The following is a 15,458-nucleotide window of genomic DNA, read 5'->3' as shown; positions in this document are numbered from 1 at the left end:
GTAATTGTAGCCCTTCAAGAGAATTCACGATGACCTCCCCCGAAAATCCCACCACCATCAAAGTCGAAACCGTCAACCGCGGCCTGCCAGCGGGGAAAATGCCGGAATTGCGCATGATGCCGGCGCCGTCGGATGCCAACGTCTACGGCGACGTGTTCGGCGGCTGGATCATGGCGCAGGTCGACATCGCCGGCTCGCTGCCGGCCACCCGCCGCGCCAACGGCCGCGTCGCGACCATCTCGGTGAACTCCTTCGTGTTCAAGAACCCCGTGTTCGTGGGCGACCTGCTGTCGTTTTATGCTGATATTGTCAAGGTTGGCAATACGTCCATCACCGTCAACGTCGAGGTGTACGCGGAGCGCAACCGCCTGCAGGCGTGCACCGTCAAGGTCACCGAGGCCACGCTGACCTACGTCGCCACCGACTCCGACCGCAAGCCGCGCAAGGTGCCGCCGATCGAAACGCTGATCCGTTCCTGATCCGGCGCGACGTGCGGCCGGGGGGGCGCGATGCAAAACCTATGCAATAGGGAAATCCCTACAGCCAGATCAGGCTGGACCGATGTTATTGCGCGTGGTCCCTTGTTATTGTCGAAACATACGACAAGTCCCCCTCCAGGCCACTATGAAACTCCTACGCACCATGAGGCTCAGCATCAAGCTTCCGTTGACGATTGCGTCGTTGCTGTTCCTGATGGCAGGAGCAGCCATTACCGTTGAGTTGCAACTCGCTCGCGGACTCAATGCGTTTAAGACCGATGTGGCCGCGGTGAATCAGCAGGAACGGGAAATCAATGCAATTAACATTGCGTTTCGCGAGCAAGTCCAGGAGTGGAAAAATCTACTGTTGCGAGGTAAACAACCGGACAAGTTTCAGAAACACTGGTCCGCTTTCGAAAAGAATGAACAGGATGTCGCCATCGCCGTCGGGCACCTGCTGGATAGCCTGACCGAACCCGAGGCGCGCGGGCTGCTGATCCAATTCGCCGAGGCGCATCGTCTGATGGGACAGCGATACCGTGCGGGTATGGAGACATTCAAGGCTGCCGGTTTCGATCCCCATCAAGGCGACCTCAGCGTCGAGGGGATGGATCGCGGCCCCGTGAAGCTGCTGCGCGAGGCGTCCGGCGCGTTGGCAAAAAACAGTGCCCTTGTCAGCGCGTCGACGGTGGAAGCCAGCCACATCGCCGAAATTTTCAGCCTGGTTGTGATTTCGACGATGCTGCTGCTGGGCCTCCTGATCGGATTCCTTCTCAGTCGCTCAGTGCTCCGATTATTGGGGGCGAGCCGGCCGACGCCGCCGCGATCGCGCGCGCGATCGCGGGCGGGGCGACTTGTCGACGGCGGTCGCGCTGCGCGACGACGACGCAACGAGCATGATGGTTCGCGTTAAACAAATGCAGACCAGCCTGATCAAGATTGTCAGCGAAGTGCGCACCGGTACCGACGTGATCGCCGCCGCGTCGGTCCAGATTGCGAGCGGCAATCTGGACCTGTCCGCTCGCACCGAAGAACAAGCCAGCGCGCTGGAAGAAACCGCTTCTTCGATGGAGCAGTTGACCGCGACCGTCCGGCAAAATGCCGCACATCTTCTCCAGGCCAACCAACTGGCGCAGTCCGCATCCGAGATGGCCGTCAGAGGAGGCGCCGCAGTGTCGCAAGTCGTGGACACCATGGGGGAAATCAATGACTCGTCGAGAAAAATTGTCGACATCATCGGCGTGATTGACAGTATCGCCTTCCAGACCAATATCCTCGCGCTGAATGCCGCGGTAGAAGCCGCGCGCGCCGGCGAACAAGGGCGAGGGTTCGCCGTGGTCGCTGGGGAAGTCCGAAACCTCGCCCACCGTTCCGCAGCGGCAGCGAAGGAAATCAAGACCTTGATCGGCGATTCCGTCGACAAGGTCGATAGCGGCGCAAAACTGGTCGATCAAGCCGGAGCCACCATGAACGAGCTGGTCTCCGGCGTGCAGCGCTTGACCGACATACTCAGTGAAGTCACGATCGCCGGCAACGAGCAGACTTCAGGCATCGAGCAAATCAACCGGGCGATTATCCAGATGGACAGTGTCACGCAGCAAAATGCCGCGTTGGTGGAGGAAGCGGCCGCGGCTGCGCAAAGCATGCAAGAACAATCCGCAAAGCTGGCCGGCCTGGTGAGCATCTTCACGCTGCCGCAAGCCCGCCCTCTTCTCATGTCGCCGTCGCGCCGGGTTGCTTGAGCCGCCTTAGCGCTTGAATCGGGCACGGAGCGACCTATACTGGCTAGACCATCACCGCATGGAGGCGCTACATGTTGAAAGTCACGGAGAGTGAAATCGAGCAAGAGCTGGATAGCTATCTGCACCAGGCTCTGACGCAGACGATAGTTGTGGAACAGGTTGACCGCGACCCGGTGGTCGTGCTGTCACTGGCCGAGTTTGAGAGGCTGCAAGACGTCGACGACCAGCACTGGGCCGATTGCGCCCGCAAGGCCAACGTCGAAGGGTACGTCGACCACGATCATGAAGTGCGGCAGCGGCTGGCCGCCGCCATGAAGGAAAAACGGCTCGCTTGCATCAGGAAAGGGCCGCATTTCGAACACCACTAGATAAAAAAATCGCCTGTCTCAGCAGGCGATTTTTTCTTGTTACGCTGCGACCTTTTCGTCGCGCAGCTGGCGGCGCAGGATCTTGCCGACGTTGGTCTTCGGCAGCTCATCACGGAACTCGATGTACTTCGGCTTTTTGTAGGCGGTCAGCTCGTGCTTGCAGAAGTCCAGCAGCTGCTCGGCGGTCAGGTTCGGATCCTTGCGCACCACGAACAGTTTGACGGCCTCGCCGGAGTTCTTGTCCGGCACGCCGATGCAAGCCACTTCCAGCACGCCCGGATGCGAGGCCACCACGCCTTCCACTTCGTTCGGATACACGTTGAAGCCGGAGACGATGATCATGTCCTTCTTGCGGTCGACGATGCGCGTGAAACCCTGCTCGTTCATGATGCCGACGTCGCCGGTCTTGAAGAAGCCGTCGGGCGTCATCGATTTGGCGGTCTCGTCCGGACGGTTCCAGTAGCCGGCCATCACCTGCGGGCCGCGGATGGCGATCTCGCCGGTGCCGCCCAGCGGCAGCACGTTGCCGTCGTCGTCCAGGATGCACACTTCGGTCGATGGAATCGGCAGGCCGATGGTGCCGGTGAATTCCTTGATGTCCACACGGTTGGCGGTGGCCACCGGCGACGTTTCGGACATGCCGTAGCCTTCGATGATCGGCGTGCCGGTCAGCTTGAGCCAGCGGTCGGCGACGGCTTGTTGCACGGCCATGCCACCGCCGTTGCAGACCGAGTACGACGAGAAGTCCAGCTTGGCGAATTCGGCGTTGTTGAGCAGCGCGTTGTACAGCGTGTTCACTGCGGGGAACACGGCCACGCGGTACTTGGCCAGCTCCTTGACGAAGCCGGGAATGTCGCGCGGGTTCGGCACCAGCAGGTTCATGCCGCCCATACGCATGCCCATGAAGGCGCTGATGGTCAGCGAGTAGATGTGGTACAGCGGCAGCGCGCACACGAACACCAGCTGCTCGGCCTGCGGTTTGAATTGCAGCCAGGCTTCGTTCTGCAGCACGTTGGCGATGATGTTACGGTGCAGCAGCACGGCGCCCTTGGACACGCCGGTGGTGCCGCCCGTGTATTGCAGGAAGGCGATGTCGTCATGCCCCTGCTTGACCGGCTCCAGCGCCAGGCGCGAACCCTCGGCCAGCACCTGCTTGAACGAGACCGAGTTCGGCAGCGAGTACGACGGCACCATCTTCTTGACGTTGCGGACCACGAAGTTGACCAGCGCGCCCTTGAGCGTGCCCAGCATGTCGCCCATGGTGGCGACGATCACGTGCTTGACCTGGGTGTGCGCGACCACCTGCTCCACCGTGGTGGCGAAGTTCTCCAGCACGATGATCGCTTCCGAACCGGAGTCCGTCAGTTGATGCTGCAACTCGCGCGGCGTGTACAGCGGGTTGACGTTGACCACCGTGTAGCCGGCACGCAGGATGGCCGCCATCGCCACCGGATACTGCAGCACGTTTGGCAGCATGATCGCCACGCGCGCGCCCGGCTTCAGGCCCTTGCTTTGCAGCCAGGCGCCCATCTGCAGCGACAGCTTGTCCAGCTCGCCGTAGGTCAGGAACTTGTCCATGCAGACGTAGGCGTTGCGGTCGGCATACTTGCGGAACGATTCCTCCAGCAGGTGGGTGACCGAGCGGTACTGCGTGCTGTCGATCTCGGCGGGCACGCCTTCGGGGTAGGACTTGAGCCAAATCTTTTCCATGTCTTATGCAGCTTTCTTGTTCTGGCCGGGTGGTTCATCGCGCAGCATGCGCCGCAGGATTTTCCCGACGTTGGTTTTGGGTAGCTCCTCGCGGAACTCGATATATTTTGGCTTTTTATAGCCGGTAAATTGTTCTTTGCAATAGGCCATCAACTGCTCGACCGTCAGGTTCGGATCCCTGCGCACCACGAACACCTTGACCGCCTCGCCCGAGTGCTCGTCCGGCACGCCGATGCAGGCGCATTCGAGCACGCCCGGATGCGCCGCGATCACGCCCTCCAGCTCGTTCGGGTAGACGTTGAAGCCAGACACCAGGATCATGTCCTTCTTGCGGTCGACGATCTTCACGAAGCCGTTCTCGTCCATCACGCCGACGTCGCCGGATTTGAAATAGCCGTCGGCCGTCATGACCTTGGCGGTTTCGTCCGGCCGGTTCCAGTAGCCCGCCATCACCTGCGGGCCGCGGATAGCGATCTCGCCAGGCTGGCCCAGCGCCACTTCGTTGCCGTCGTCATCGAGGATAGCGATTTCGGTCGACGGCACCGGCAAACCGATGGTGCCGGTGAAGGCCGAGCTGTCGGCACGGTTGCAGGTAGCCACCGGCGACGTTTCAGACAGGCCGTAGCCTTCGATGATGGACACGCCCGTCACCTTCAGCCATTTGTCGTTGACGGCCTGCTGCACCGCCATGCCGCCGCCGTTGCAGATCTTCAGGCCCGAGAAGTCCAGGTTGCCGAATGACGGATGGTTCAGCAGCGCGTTGTACAGCGTGTTCACCGCCGGCAGCATGTTGAACTTGTACTTGCCCAGCTCCTTGATGAAGCCGCCGATGTCGCGCGGATTCGGGATCAGGATGTTCAGCGCGCCCACGCGCGTGCCCCACATGGCGCAGCAGGTCAGCGCGAAGATGTGGTACAGCGGCAGTGCGCAGACGATGGTGATCTGCTCGGTCACATTGCCCAGCGCCGGCTTGGACCAGGCCTCGTTCTGCAGCAGGTTGGCGACCAGGTTGCGGTGCGTCAGCGTGGCGCCCTTGGACACGCCGGTGGTGCCGCCCGTGTACTGCAGGAAGGCGGCGTCGGTCGGTTCCAGCGACACCGGCGTGAGCTTCATGCGGCCGCCCTGCGACAGCGCATCCTTGAAGCGCACCGCGTTCGGCAGCGAGAACGGCGGCACCATCTTCTTGACGCTGCGCACCACGAAGTTGACCAGCGCGCCCTTGAGGCCGCCGAGCATCTCGCCCATGCTGGCCACCACGATGTGCTTGACTTGCGTGCGGCCCAGCACCTGCTCCAGCGTGGTCGCGAAATTTTCCAGGATCAGGATGGCCTCGCAGCCCGAGTCGTTGAGCTGGTGCTCCAGTTCGCGCGGCGTGTACAGCGGGTTGATGTTGACCACGGTGTAGCCGGCGCGCAGGATGGCGGCGATGGCGATCGGGTACTGCAGCACGTTGGGCATCATCACGCCGACGCGCGCGCCCTTCTTCATGCCGCGGCTTTGCAGCCAGGCGCCCAGGCGCTTGGAGTAGGCGTCGACTTCGGCATAGGTGAGGAATTTATCCATACAGACGTAGGCGTTGCGGTCTGCGAACTTGTGGAAGGACTCTTCCAGCAGCTGGACCAGCGAGCGATACTGAGTCGTGTCTATCTCCGTCAGCATGCCGGGCGGGTACGACTTCAACCAGATTTTTTCCATCCTGTGCCTCGTGTCTCGAATTATCGTTGTAAGGTCCGGCGCACAGTGCCGGTTCAGGGTCGGTCATTCGTCTATGCGAACTTCGAGAGCCTACTTATCACGATGCTATCGGGCAGCAAGCTCGGACGCAAGCGCATTTAACCATATTTGAATGCAGCTTCTAACGGCTTTTTATGCTGCATCGCAGCATCAATGTGTGCCTTCCAGCGCGGCGTCCGGCTGCTGGGTGGCCTCCGCGTTGAGCAATACGGGGCGGCCCAGTTGCTGCAACTGCTGCTGGCGTTGAACTAGATCAAGAGAAGCTAATTTTTGCACTGCACCATAAAAACGCACGAACGTTCGTTCCTGCTTCAGCAAAGAACGGAAGGCGGGCAGATAATCGTGGTAAGTTCCCACAGCGCTGAGGTGGGCGTTGGTCAGCGGTTCGGCAAACCAGCGGTCGTAGCCCGCGTAGCCGCCCCAGCTGTCCTTCAACTTCTGGTAATCGGTTTTCAGGTGGGCGAAGATGCGCGCCTTCTCCGCGCGCTTGTGGCGGATGCTGGTTTTGGCGGCGTAGGTGTCGGCCAGCATTTTGCGGTGGCGTACCAGCAGTTCCAGGAAATCCTGGCGGCGCGCATTGTAGCGGGTGTAGGCCTCGCGCATCGGATCGGTGCCGTACAGCTCCAGCCAGCGCGCCACGCCGGCCTCCTCCACCGCCGTCGCGAAGCCCTCATTGAACTGGGAATCGCCCTGCACGTACACCACCTGGTGCGCCAGCTCGTGGAACACCATGCGCGCCAGCTCGGCGTCGGAATAGTTGATGAAGGTCGACAGCAGCGGATCGCTGAACCAGCCCAGCGTGGAATACGCCGGCACGCCGCCGACCTGCACGTCGTTGCGCTCCTTGCGCAGTTCGTCTGCGTAGGCCATCGCGTCTTCCTTGCTGTAGTAGCCGCGATAGCTGACGCAGCCGGCGATCGGGAAGCACCACTGGATCGGCCGCAGCGACAGCTCCGGCGTCGCCACCACGTTCCACAGCACGAAGGGGCGCGTGAGCGCGGCGTAGTTCTTGTAGCTGGCGTTGTCGGGCAGGCCCAGTTCCTTGACGGCGAAGCGACGTATCAACAACGCTTTTTCCAGGCGGGCCTTGAGCTGGGGATCGGTGCTGGGATCGCCCAGCCAGTCTTCAATCGGACGGGCGTCCGACCACAGCGCATACTGGCCCTGGGCGGCCTGCATGTAGTACTTGAATTGCGCGCAACCAGCCAGCATAAGTGCTGCGCAGCCCGCCGCCAGCCAGTACCTGGCGCGGACGATTCGGCGGGCTAAGTTGCGCATACATTACCTTCAAGCAGCGACTCTTTCGACTTGTACCAGTGTATCGTAAAAAGTTGGTGCGCGGCCCATATCGGTTAACTGTTGGCTGGTAACCTCATTGGCGTTTTTACCATCCCTGCCTAGCTTTTTCCACCACACTGACAAGCCTACAACAAGGCCCGCGCGCGCCTTGTCCGTGACCCGCGCCTTGGCGATGAAGGTGCCGCGGTCGTTGAAGACGCGCACCATGTCGCCGTCGGCGATGCCGCGCGCGGCGCTGTCGTCGGGATGGATGTCGAGGTGCGGCTCGCCCTCCGCCGAACGCAGGCTTTTCACGTTGACGAATGTGGAATTGAGGAAGTTGCGCGCCGGCGGAGAAATCATCGCCAGCGGATAGCGCTTGGCCAGCTCCGGGTTGCTGGCCGCCGATTCATACGGCGGCAGGTAGGCCGGCAGCGGATCTAGTCCGTCGGCCGCCATCGCGGCGGAATAGAACTCGCACTTGCCGGACGGCGTGGGGAAGCCGCCGTGCGCGAACGGCGCGTCGGGCACGTTGAGTTTCTGCCAGCCCTTGCGCTTCAGCGATTCCCAATCGAAGTTGACGGCGCGGACGTCCTGCGCGTTGAAGGCCATCGCCGCCAGCTGGTCGTCGCTGTCCTGGAAGCACGGGTCGTCGAAGCCCATGCGCGCGGCCAGCAGGCGGAAGATCTCGGTGTTGGCCTTGGCCTCGCCCATCGGCGCGATGGCCGCGTTGTTGGCCATCATGTACAGGTGGCCGTAGGCGGTGTGCGTGTCGATGTGCTCCAGCTGCGTGGTGGCCGGCAGCACGATGTCGGCATAGTCCACGGTGTCGGTCTGGAAGTGCTCCAGCACCACGGTGAACAAATCCTCGCGCGCGAAGCCGGCCATCACCTTGCCCGAATCGGGCGCGATCGCCAGCGGGTTGGCGTTGTAGACGATCACAGCCTCCACCGCCGGCCCGAACTCCGGCGAGCTCTCGCGCAGCAGGTCGTCGCCGATGGTGGTCATGTTGATGGTGCGCGGCTGCTTCGTCAGCAGGTCGGGCCGCTGCAGCGCCGCCTTGTTGGTCGGGAAGGAGCCGCCGGACGACAGCTGGATGCCGCCGGCCGGATGGCGCCACGCGCCCACCAGCGCCGGCAGGCAGGCGATGCTGCGCACCGACATGCCGCCGCCGCGCACGCGCTGCACCCCGTAGTTGGCGCGGATCGCCACCGGCTCGCCGGCGCGCGCCATGCCGCCGTACAACCGCGCCAGGTCGACCACCTCGGCCACGCTGATGCCGCAGGTTTCTGCGGTACGTTCCGGCGTCCATTCGGCGGCACGCTGCTTCAGTTGCTCGAAGCCCAGCGTGTGCTGCGCGATGTAGTCGTGGTCGAGCAGGTCTTCGGCGATCAGCACGTGCATCAGGCCCAGCGCCAGCGCGGCGTCGGTGCCGGGCAGCAGCGCGATGTGCTGGTGGCATTTCTCCGCCGTCAGCGAGCGGTAGGGATCGATGGCGATCAGCTTGGCGCCGTTGCGCTTGGCCTCCTGCGCGCGGGTCCAGAAGTGCAGGTTGGAGGCGATCGGATTGCCGCCCCAGATCACGATCAGTTTCGCGTTCTGGAACTGTTCAAGGTCAATACCGATCGAGGCGCCGATGGTGTACTTGTAACCGGTGGCGCCGGCGGTCGCGCAGATGGTGCGGTCCAGCAGCGAGGCGCCGATGCGGTTGAAGAAACGCATCGACATCGACTCGCCCTGCACCAGCCCCATGGTGCCGCAATAGCTGTACGGCAGGATCGCCTCCGGCGCGCGCTCGGCCAGCGGCTTGAGGCGGGCGGCGATGGTGTCGAGCGCCTCGTCCCAGCTGATGCGCTCGAACTTGCCCTCGCCCTTCTTGCCGATGCGGCGCAGCGGATGCAGCAGACGGTCCGCGTGGTAGGTGCGCTCGGTGTAGCGCGCCACCTTGGTGCACAGCACGCCGGCCGTGGTTGGATGGTCGGGGTCGCCCTTGACGGCGGTGGCCACGCCGTCCTCCACCGTCACCAGCAGCGCGCAGGTGTCGGGGCAATCGTGCGGGCAGGCCGCGCGGACTTGTGTCGTTGTCATGTCTTGGATCAAAAATCGTGGACGGAAAGCTGTATGGTAAACGAAATGGAGACGATTCCGTCCGCTCTGGATTTGTTCGGCTGACAAGGGCTACAATGGCTGTTCTCGCCGCCCAAAAGGCAGGCGAACCCGATCTTGGAGAAGCAGATGAAACTAGTTGATCCCATCATTGCATTTCAATCTGAAATACAGCAAATCCGGCGTGACCTGCACGCCCATCCCGAGCTGTGCTACGAAGAGCAACGCACCTCCGACATCATCGCCGACAAGCTGAGCGAATGGGGCATCCCGGTGATCCGCGGACTGGGCCTGACGGGCGTGGTCGGCATCATCAAGCACGGCAGCTCCAAGCGCGCGATCGGCCTGCGCGCCGACATGGACGCGTTGCCGATGCAGGAAGTGAACACCTTCGCCCACGCCTCGCGCCATCCCGGCAAGATGCACGCCTGCGGCCACGACGGCCACACCGCCATGCTGCTGGGCGCGGCCAAGCACCTGGCCGAGCACCGCAATTTCGACGGAACGGTTTACCTCGTTTTCCAGCCGGCCGAGGAAGGCGGCGCCGGCGCGCGCCGCATGATCGAGGACGGCCTGTTCGAGCAGTGCCCGATGGATGCGATCTACGGCATGCACAACTGGCCGGGCGCGCCGGCCGGCACGATGAGCGTGGTCGAGGGGCCGATGATGGCGTCCAGTAACGAGTTCTACGTCACGGTCAAAGGCAAGGGCGCGCACGCGGCCCAGCCGCACAAGGGCATCGATCCGGTGATGGTGGCGGTGCAGATCGCGCAGAGCTGGCAGACCATCATCAGCCGGCAGAAGAGCCCGCTGGACACGGCCGTGCTGTCGATCACGCAGATCCACGCCGGCAGCGCCACCAATGTGATTCCCGACGAGGCCGAACTGGTGGGTACGGTGCGTACCTTCACGCAGCCGGTGCTGGACATGATCGAGCAGCGCATGGGCGAGATCGCCCACCACACGGCGGCCGCGTTCGGCGCCGAGGTGGAGTTCAAGTTCCGCCGCAATTATCCGCCGCTGGTCAACCATCCGGCCGAGACGCGCTTCGCGGTCGAGGTGATGAAGTCGGTGGTGGGCGCCGACAAGGTCGACGACAACGTCGAGCCGACCATGGGCGCGGAAGACTTCGCGTTCTTCCTGCAGGCCAAGCCGGGCTGCTACGTCTTCATCGGCAACGGCGAAGGCGAGCACCGCGACGGCGGCCACGGCCTCGGCCCGTGCGTGCTGCACAACGGCAGCTACGACTTCAACGACAACCTGCTGCCGATCGGCGCCAGCTTCTGGGTGCGGCTGGCGGAAATGAGCCTGCCGGCGGCTTAGGCCAGCTTGTCCGGGGCGGTGCCGACGCGCTGTCCCGGGTTCAAGGCTTCCAGTCCCAGCAGGGCCGCCGAATGATCGGCCTGCGGGACAGTCTCCACCAGCGCCTGATAGCGTTCGGTCACCAACTGCGTCACCGGCAAGGTGATGCCGGCCGCTTGCGCCGCCGCCAGGATGTTGCGCTGATCCTTCAATTGCGTCTTCACCTGTCCGCCCGCGACAAAATTCCGGTCCAGCATGCGCTGGCCGTGTACATCAAGAATTTTGCTTTCGGCGAAGCCGCCGCGTATTGCCGCCCGCATCGCGGCCGGATCGGCGCCGGCCGCCTGCGCCAGCAGCAAAGCCTCGGCCACGATGTTGATGGTGGCGCCGACGATCAACTGATTGCACAGCTTGGCCACCTGGCCGCTGCCGGCCGGGCCCACCAGCGTCGGCCGGCCCATGACGGCCAGCACCGGCTGCAGCTCGGCGAAATCATCCGCACTGCCGCCGGCCATGATGGCCAGCGTGCCCGCCGCCGCGCCGCCCACGCCGCCGGACACCGGCGCATCGACAAAGCGCCGTCCCTGCGCGGCCAGCAGCGCGTGGAAGTCCTGCGCCTCGGATTGACGGGTCGAGCTCATGTCCACCCACAGCGCGCGCGGCGCCAGCGCCGGCAGCGCGGCGCGCATCACCTCGCCGACGATGGGACCGGCCTCCAGCATCGAGATGACGATGCCGGCGTCGCGCACCGCCTCGGCCAGTTCCGGCACCGCGTGCGCGCCGGCGTCGGCCAGCGCGGCGGCCTTGGCGAAGGTGCGGTTCCAGACCGAGACCTGGTGGCCGGCCGCCAGCAGGCGGCGCACCATCGGATCTCCCATCAAGCCAATACCGAGAAAGGCGATTCGCGTAGACAATTCCAACTCCTGAGATGGTCAAAAAAGCAGCCACGCCGGAATATTTTCAAGAACCCCGGTACAATCTGGGCAGCCGTATAAATTGAGATACAGCACTAACTATGCAAGGATACTATGTTCGCTAAAAAATTGATCGCAGCCGCCGCCGCACTGATCGCGATGCAGGGCGCCTACGCCGATGACAAGCTGGTCGACTCCGTCGCCATCGATTACGGCAATGCCGCCAAGGTCCAGATGGTGCGTTTCAGCGCCGCCAAGGACTGGAGCGCGCGCTGGTTCCAGTCGAACGGCACGCACCTGAGCGGCTACTGGGAAGCCAGCGCCGGTTTCTGGAAAGAGAGCCAGTACCAGAATATTTCGGGCAACACCGCCCACCTGTGGGATGTCGGCTTCACGCCGGTGTTCCGCTTCGAGAATGACAACAAAAAGGGCCTGTACTACGAAGGCGGCATCGGCGTGCACCGCCTGTCCAAGCTGTACGACAACGACACCTACCGCCTGTCGACCCACTTCCAGTTTGGCGACCACATCGGCATCGGCTACGTGTTCGACAACAACTGGGAAATCGGCGGCAAGATCCAGCACTTCTCGAACGGCGGCTACAAAAAGCCCAATACCGGCGTGAACTTCCTCGAAGTCAAAGCGGCCTACCACTTCTAAAAATTTGGGGTCAAGTCTGACATTCGGACACGGGCTCTACTGTAGCGCGGCGCTACGGTAGAGCCCGTGTCCGAATGTCAGACTTGACCCCAATGTCTTATACGTTCGTTTCGGCGACGATCTTCCAGCTTTTGCCTTCCTTGGCCCAGTACTGCTTCTTGCGCACCGCGTGGCGGAACTTGCCGACCACGATCTGCTGCGTGAAATTGCTGACGATGACTTCTTCCTGGCTCGGCTGGCGGAAATAGCTCGGCTCGGTCACGGTCACGCTGATCTTCTTGGCACCCGGCAGGAAGCGATTCTTGTCCAGCCAGGCGTTCACATCCTCGTCGGCCGCCGACTTGAAGCGCGGCGAATACAACGCCCGCAGGCCGGCATCGTCGCGGTTCTCGACGTCGCGGCGCCACGATTCCACCAGCGCGCTGGCGACACGCAGGTCGCGCTCCATCTGTTCCTTGCTGACGAACTCGACCTGGTCGCCGATCAGGATCGGCGTCTTGCCGATCTCCACCGTGCGGGTCAGCGTGTTCAGGTCGTCGTTGCTGACCACTACGCAGCCGTCGGTCGACAGCGGCGGACGGCTGAAGGTCTCCGGCGGCGTACCGTGCACCCAGATGCCGGAACCGCTGCGGCCCTGCGCCTTGTCCCAGTCGTTCGGATAGTCGAGCGGCAGCGCGCCCTTGCCGTACATGTCGGGCAGCTTGATGCCGGGCAGGCGGCCGATGATGTAGTACACGCCCACCGGCGTGCGCATGTCGCCTTCCTTGAGCTTGTTGATGCCCAGCTTGCCCTGGCTGACGTAGAAGTCGGACAGCAAACGGATCTGGTCGTTGCGGTTCTCGTACAGGTAGAGTCGCGAATGCTTGGCGTCGACAATCAGCGCGTGGCGCTGGTCCTTGCGCATCTGCAGCAGCGCGCGCGGCAGCAGCGCCGGCGACGGCCGGCCAGGTTCGGCCTGCAGGCGCACGGCCGCCTCGCGGCGCAGATCGGCCAGCTTGGAATCCTCGCCCGGCGGCACGGCAGCGCCCAGCACGTTCACCGCGCGGGTATGCATCAGCAGGATGTCGCCGCGCACCAAGTGGCCAAGGCGGAAGTTGGGATAGGCCTCCACCAGCGCATCGGCCTTTTGCTGGGCCTCACGCAGGTTGTGCTGGGCCAGCTCGCGGTAGATATCGGACAGCAGCTCTTCGGGATTGGCTTTACGAACGACCGGCGCCCGCGCAGGCTTTTTTGCGGCGTAGCTGGCCTCCCCTCCCAAGACACTGAGAAGTACCGCGCATAGCAAGCCACTGGCACGCCAGTGTTGTGTAAATCTAAAGTGTGACATCAGCTACCCGAAGCTTCCTGCTTGATCTGCCATTTTCCACCATTTTTGACGAGCACAAGCGTCTTTCGGCTTCTGGCCGTCAAGCGGTCCGATTCATAAGTCTGGCGGAAGGTCACTTTGGCAGTGTTGCCGTTCACGACCACTTCGGGCGCGCCCACATCGACGCGGATGCGGCCCTTGCCTTCAATGCGGGCGCGGCGCTCATCGGCCCATGCCTTGCGCGACAAGCCTTTGGGCGGTTCGAACTCCTGGCTGTAATAGCCGAGGTAGGAATCGACGTTCTGCGCGGTCCAGGCCTTGGCCCAGCCGTGGACTTGTGCCAGCACGGCGTCGCGGTCGGACGTGTCCGGCTTCGCGGCTTTTTCCGGCTCGTGCTTGGCAGGCTTCGGCGGCTCCACCTTAGCGGGCTTGGCTGGTTCGGCCTGGGCGACCACTACCGGTGCGGCTTTGGCCGGCGAAGGCGCTGGCGCAGGCACAGGTGTTGGCTTCGGCGGTTCTACTTTGGCCAGCACGGGCGCCGGGACTGGTGCGGCAGACTTGGCGGGCGCGGCGGTTGGCGCGGGCGCAGGCGGTTTGGCCGGTGCTGGTGCTGGTGCCGGTGCTGGCGTCGGCAATTTGGCCGGTGCTGGTGCGGGCGTCGGCACCGTCGCGGCAGCCACTTTGACGGCCGGCGCTGGCGGCGTAACGGATAAGGCTGGTATGCGCTGCAACGTGGTCGACTTGCCGGCATCGGCAGGAATTTGCGAAATCAGCGGCGGAGCCGCATTGGCTTGCGCACGCGGCGCGGTCGCCGCTTGGGCCACCTGCGGCGCCGGAGCAGGAACTGGCGCTGGCGCCGCAGCCTCGGGCGCGGCAAACTTAGCGCCCGTGCTGCTGGAGAAATTACGCAATAGCGTCAGCTTGGACTTGGCCGGCGGCGCATTGTTAGCCCCCAACGCCAGCGCCTTGTCATAAGCCTGGCTGGCCATCTTGCCATAGACATCGCCCAGGTTTTCATAGGCCGTCATATAGCTTGGATTGGTGCGTATCGCCTTTTCCAGCGCCACGCGCGCCTTGTCATACTGCCCGCTGGCGGCGTACAGCACGGCCAGGTTGTTGTATGGCTCCGGCAGATCTTTGTAATCTTCGGTCAGCTTGGTGAAGACAGCGATGGCCTCGTCCGACTTGTTTTGCTCGGTCAGCAGCACGCCTTTCATGAAGCGCATCTGCGGGTCGGACGGATGCCTGCTCAGGTATTCATTGGTCTTGTTAAGTGCTTCGACAACCTTACCAGCCTTGGCCAGTTTGCTGACGTCGGCCATCTCGTCGGCGCGCGCTGGCGCTGTCGCGAAGATGGTTGCCACGATGCCGGCGGACGCCAGGGCTCGGTACAGCATAGGATGGGCTGTCTTGTTTTTCATTGAGGTATAAAGCAAGCACGGAAGAGCACATGGTACACCTTTCGTTTCTTCAGATCAAAATCTAGCTTGTATCTTATATGCCTCTTTTTACGACAAAAAACTGTCGCCGAAAGCAAAAAACCCCACCAAGATCACTCGGTGGGGTTTTTCATATAACTAGCCTGACGATAACCTACTTTCACACTGGTTGCAGCACTATCATCGGCGCAGAGTTGTTTCACGGTCCTGTTCGGGATGGGAAGGGGTGGGACCAACTTGCTATGGTCATCAGGCATTGACTTGTACTAGCGTCGCGTCTTTTTCCGCGCCGCCAAGAATCTGGAGGAAGTATTATAAACGATTTATATCGTTTATGCAGTAAATATTTAGGTAATGAAGTTGTATCAACGAACGTTCCAACGCACTTCTCATTCACCACAACCTGCTAAGGTTATAGGA

The 15,458-nt window shown here is 62.6% G+C and carries 13 protein-coding genes and 1 rRNA gene; 6 read left to right on the top strand and 8 right to left on the bottom strand.

All coding sequences use genetic code 11. From position 1 onward, the window contains the following. The first annotated feature begins 29 nt into the window (after window positions 1-29). From HUX88_RS26410 to HUX88_RS26395, 4 genes are all read left to right on the top strand, one after another. Complete coding sequence (locus HUX88_RS26410) at window positions 30-479, top strand: acyl-CoA thioesterase (RefSeq protein ID WP_117014211.1); 450 nt, start codon at window positions 30-32, stop codon at window positions 477-479. A 163-nt stretch (window positions 480-642) separates the two neighbouring features. Further along, window positions 643-1,392 carry a hypothetical protein gene (locus tag HUX88_RS33170; protein WP_217916462.1) on the top strand — a complete coding sequence of 250 codons (750 nt, stop codon included), beginning with the start codon at window positions 643-645 and terminating at the stop codon, window positions 1,390-1,392. After that, window positions 1,334-2,221 carry a methyl-accepting chemotaxis protein gene (locus tag HUX88_RS33165; protein WP_308937146.1) on the top strand — a complete coding sequence of 296 codons (888 nt, stop codon included), beginning with the start codon at window positions 1,334-1,336 and terminating at the stop codon, window positions 2,219-2,221. Before HUX88_RS33170 ends, HUX88_RS33165 begins: the two co-directional genes overlap by 59 nt. 71 nt (window positions 2,222-2,292) lie before the next feature. Continuing rightward, entirely contained in the window at window positions 2,293-2,589 is a 297-nt protein-coding gene (locus HUX88_RS26395) for a hypothetical protein (RefSeq protein ID WP_176363684.1), read from the top strand. Between the two features lie 39 nt (window positions 2,590-2,628). Here the strand turns inward: HUX88_RS26395 and HUX88_RS26390 are convergent, their stop codons facing one another. The 4 genes from HUX88_RS26390 to HUX88_RS26375 all read right to left on the bottom strand — a co-directional run bounded on the left by HUX88_RS26390 (window position 2,629) and on the right by HUX88_RS26375 (window position 9,399). Continuing rightward, window positions 2,629-4,299 (bottom strand): long-chain-fatty-acid--CoA ligase, encoded by a 1,671-nt coding sequence (locus tag HUX88_RS26390; protein WP_176363683.1) that lies wholly within the window; start codon window positions 4,297-4,299, stop codon window positions 2,629-2,631. Between the two features lie 3 nt (window positions 4,300-4,302). After that, the gene (locus tag HUX88_RS26385) at window positions 4,303-5,994 is read right to left on the bottom strand and encodes a long-chain-fatty-acid--CoA ligase (protein WP_176363682.1); all 1,692 of its coding nucleotides are present in this window, start codon (window positions 5,992-5,994) and stop codon (window positions 4,303-4,305) included. A gap of 189 nt (window positions 5,995-6,183) precedes the next feature. After that, window positions 6,184-7,311 (bottom strand): aminopeptidase, encoded by a 1,128-nt coding sequence (locus HUX88_RS26380; RefSeq protein ID WP_176363681.1) that lies wholly within the window; start codon window positions 7,309-7,311, stop codon window positions 6,184-6,186. Between the two features lie 9 nt (window positions 7,312-7,320). Beyond that, complete coding sequence (locus HUX88_RS26375; RefSeq protein ID WP_176363680.1) at window positions 7,321-9,399, bottom strand: molybdopterin-dependent oxidoreductase; 2,079 nt, start codon at window positions 9,397-9,399, stop codon at window positions 7,321-7,323. Between the two features lie 147 nt (window positions 9,400-9,546). On the opposite strand from HUX88_RS26375, the gene HUX88_RS26370 reads away from it, so the two are divergent. After that, the gene (locus HUX88_RS26370) at window positions 9,547-10,740 is read left to right on the top strand and encodes a M20 aminoacylase family protein (RefSeq protein ID WP_176363679.1); all 1,194 of its coding nucleotides are present in this window, start codon (window positions 9,547-9,549) and stop codon (window positions 10,738-10,740) included. Here HUX88_RS26370 and HUX88_RS26365 read toward each other — a convergent pair. Further along, window positions 10,737-11,633 carry an NAD(P)-dependent oxidoreductase gene (locus tag HUX88_RS26365; protein WP_301549497.1) on the bottom strand — a complete coding sequence of 299 codons (897 nt, stop codon included), beginning with the start codon at window positions 11,631-11,633 and terminating at the stop codon, window positions 10,737-10,739. The two genes, HUX88_RS26370 and HUX88_RS26365, sit on opposite strands and share 4 nt — an antisense overlap. Before the next feature lie 114 nt (window positions 11,634-11,747). On the opposite strand from HUX88_RS26365, the gene HUX88_RS26360 reads away from it, so the two are divergent. After that, window positions 11,748-12,293 (top strand): acyloxyacyl hydrolase, encoded by a 546-nt coding sequence (locus HUX88_RS26360; RefSeq protein WP_117014220.1) that lies wholly within the window; start codon window positions 11,748-11,750, stop codon window positions 12,291-12,293. A gap of 97 nt (window positions 12,294-12,390) precedes the next feature. Here HUX88_RS26360 and HUX88_RS26355 read toward each other — a convergent pair whose 3' ends face one another. The 3 genes from HUX88_RS26355 to rrf form a co-directional block, all read right to left on the bottom strand. Further along, the gene (locus HUX88_RS26355) at window positions 12,391-13,551 is read right to left on the bottom strand and encodes a murein L,D-transpeptidase family protein (RefSeq protein ID WP_117014221.1); all 1,161 of its coding nucleotides are present in this window, start codon (window positions 13,549-13,551) and stop codon (window positions 12,391-12,393) included. A 68-nt stretch (window positions 13,552-13,619) separates the two neighbouring features. Beyond that, window positions 13,620-14,921, bottom strand: coding sequence for a tetratricopeptide repeat protein (locus HUX88_RS33040; RefSeq protein WP_301549496.1), 1,302 nt, complete (start codon window positions 14,919-14,921; stop codon window positions 13,620-13,622). A gap of 258 nt (window positions 14,922-15,179) precedes the next feature. Beyond that, a 5S ribosomal RNA gene (gene rrf / locus HUX88_RS26345) occupies window positions 15,180-15,292 on the bottom strand. Window positions 15,293-15,458 lie beyond the last annotated feature (166 nt).

The sequence above is a fragment of the Duganella sp. BJB1802 genome, assembly GCF_013369445.1.
Classification (GTDB): Bacteria; Pseudomonadota; Gammaproteobacteria; order Burkholderiales; family Burkholderiaceae_D; genus Rugamonas; species Rugamonas vulcania_A.
The sequence above is the reverse complement of the archived record's forward strand: the minus strand, read 5'-3'. Positions and strand labels throughout refer to the sequence as shown.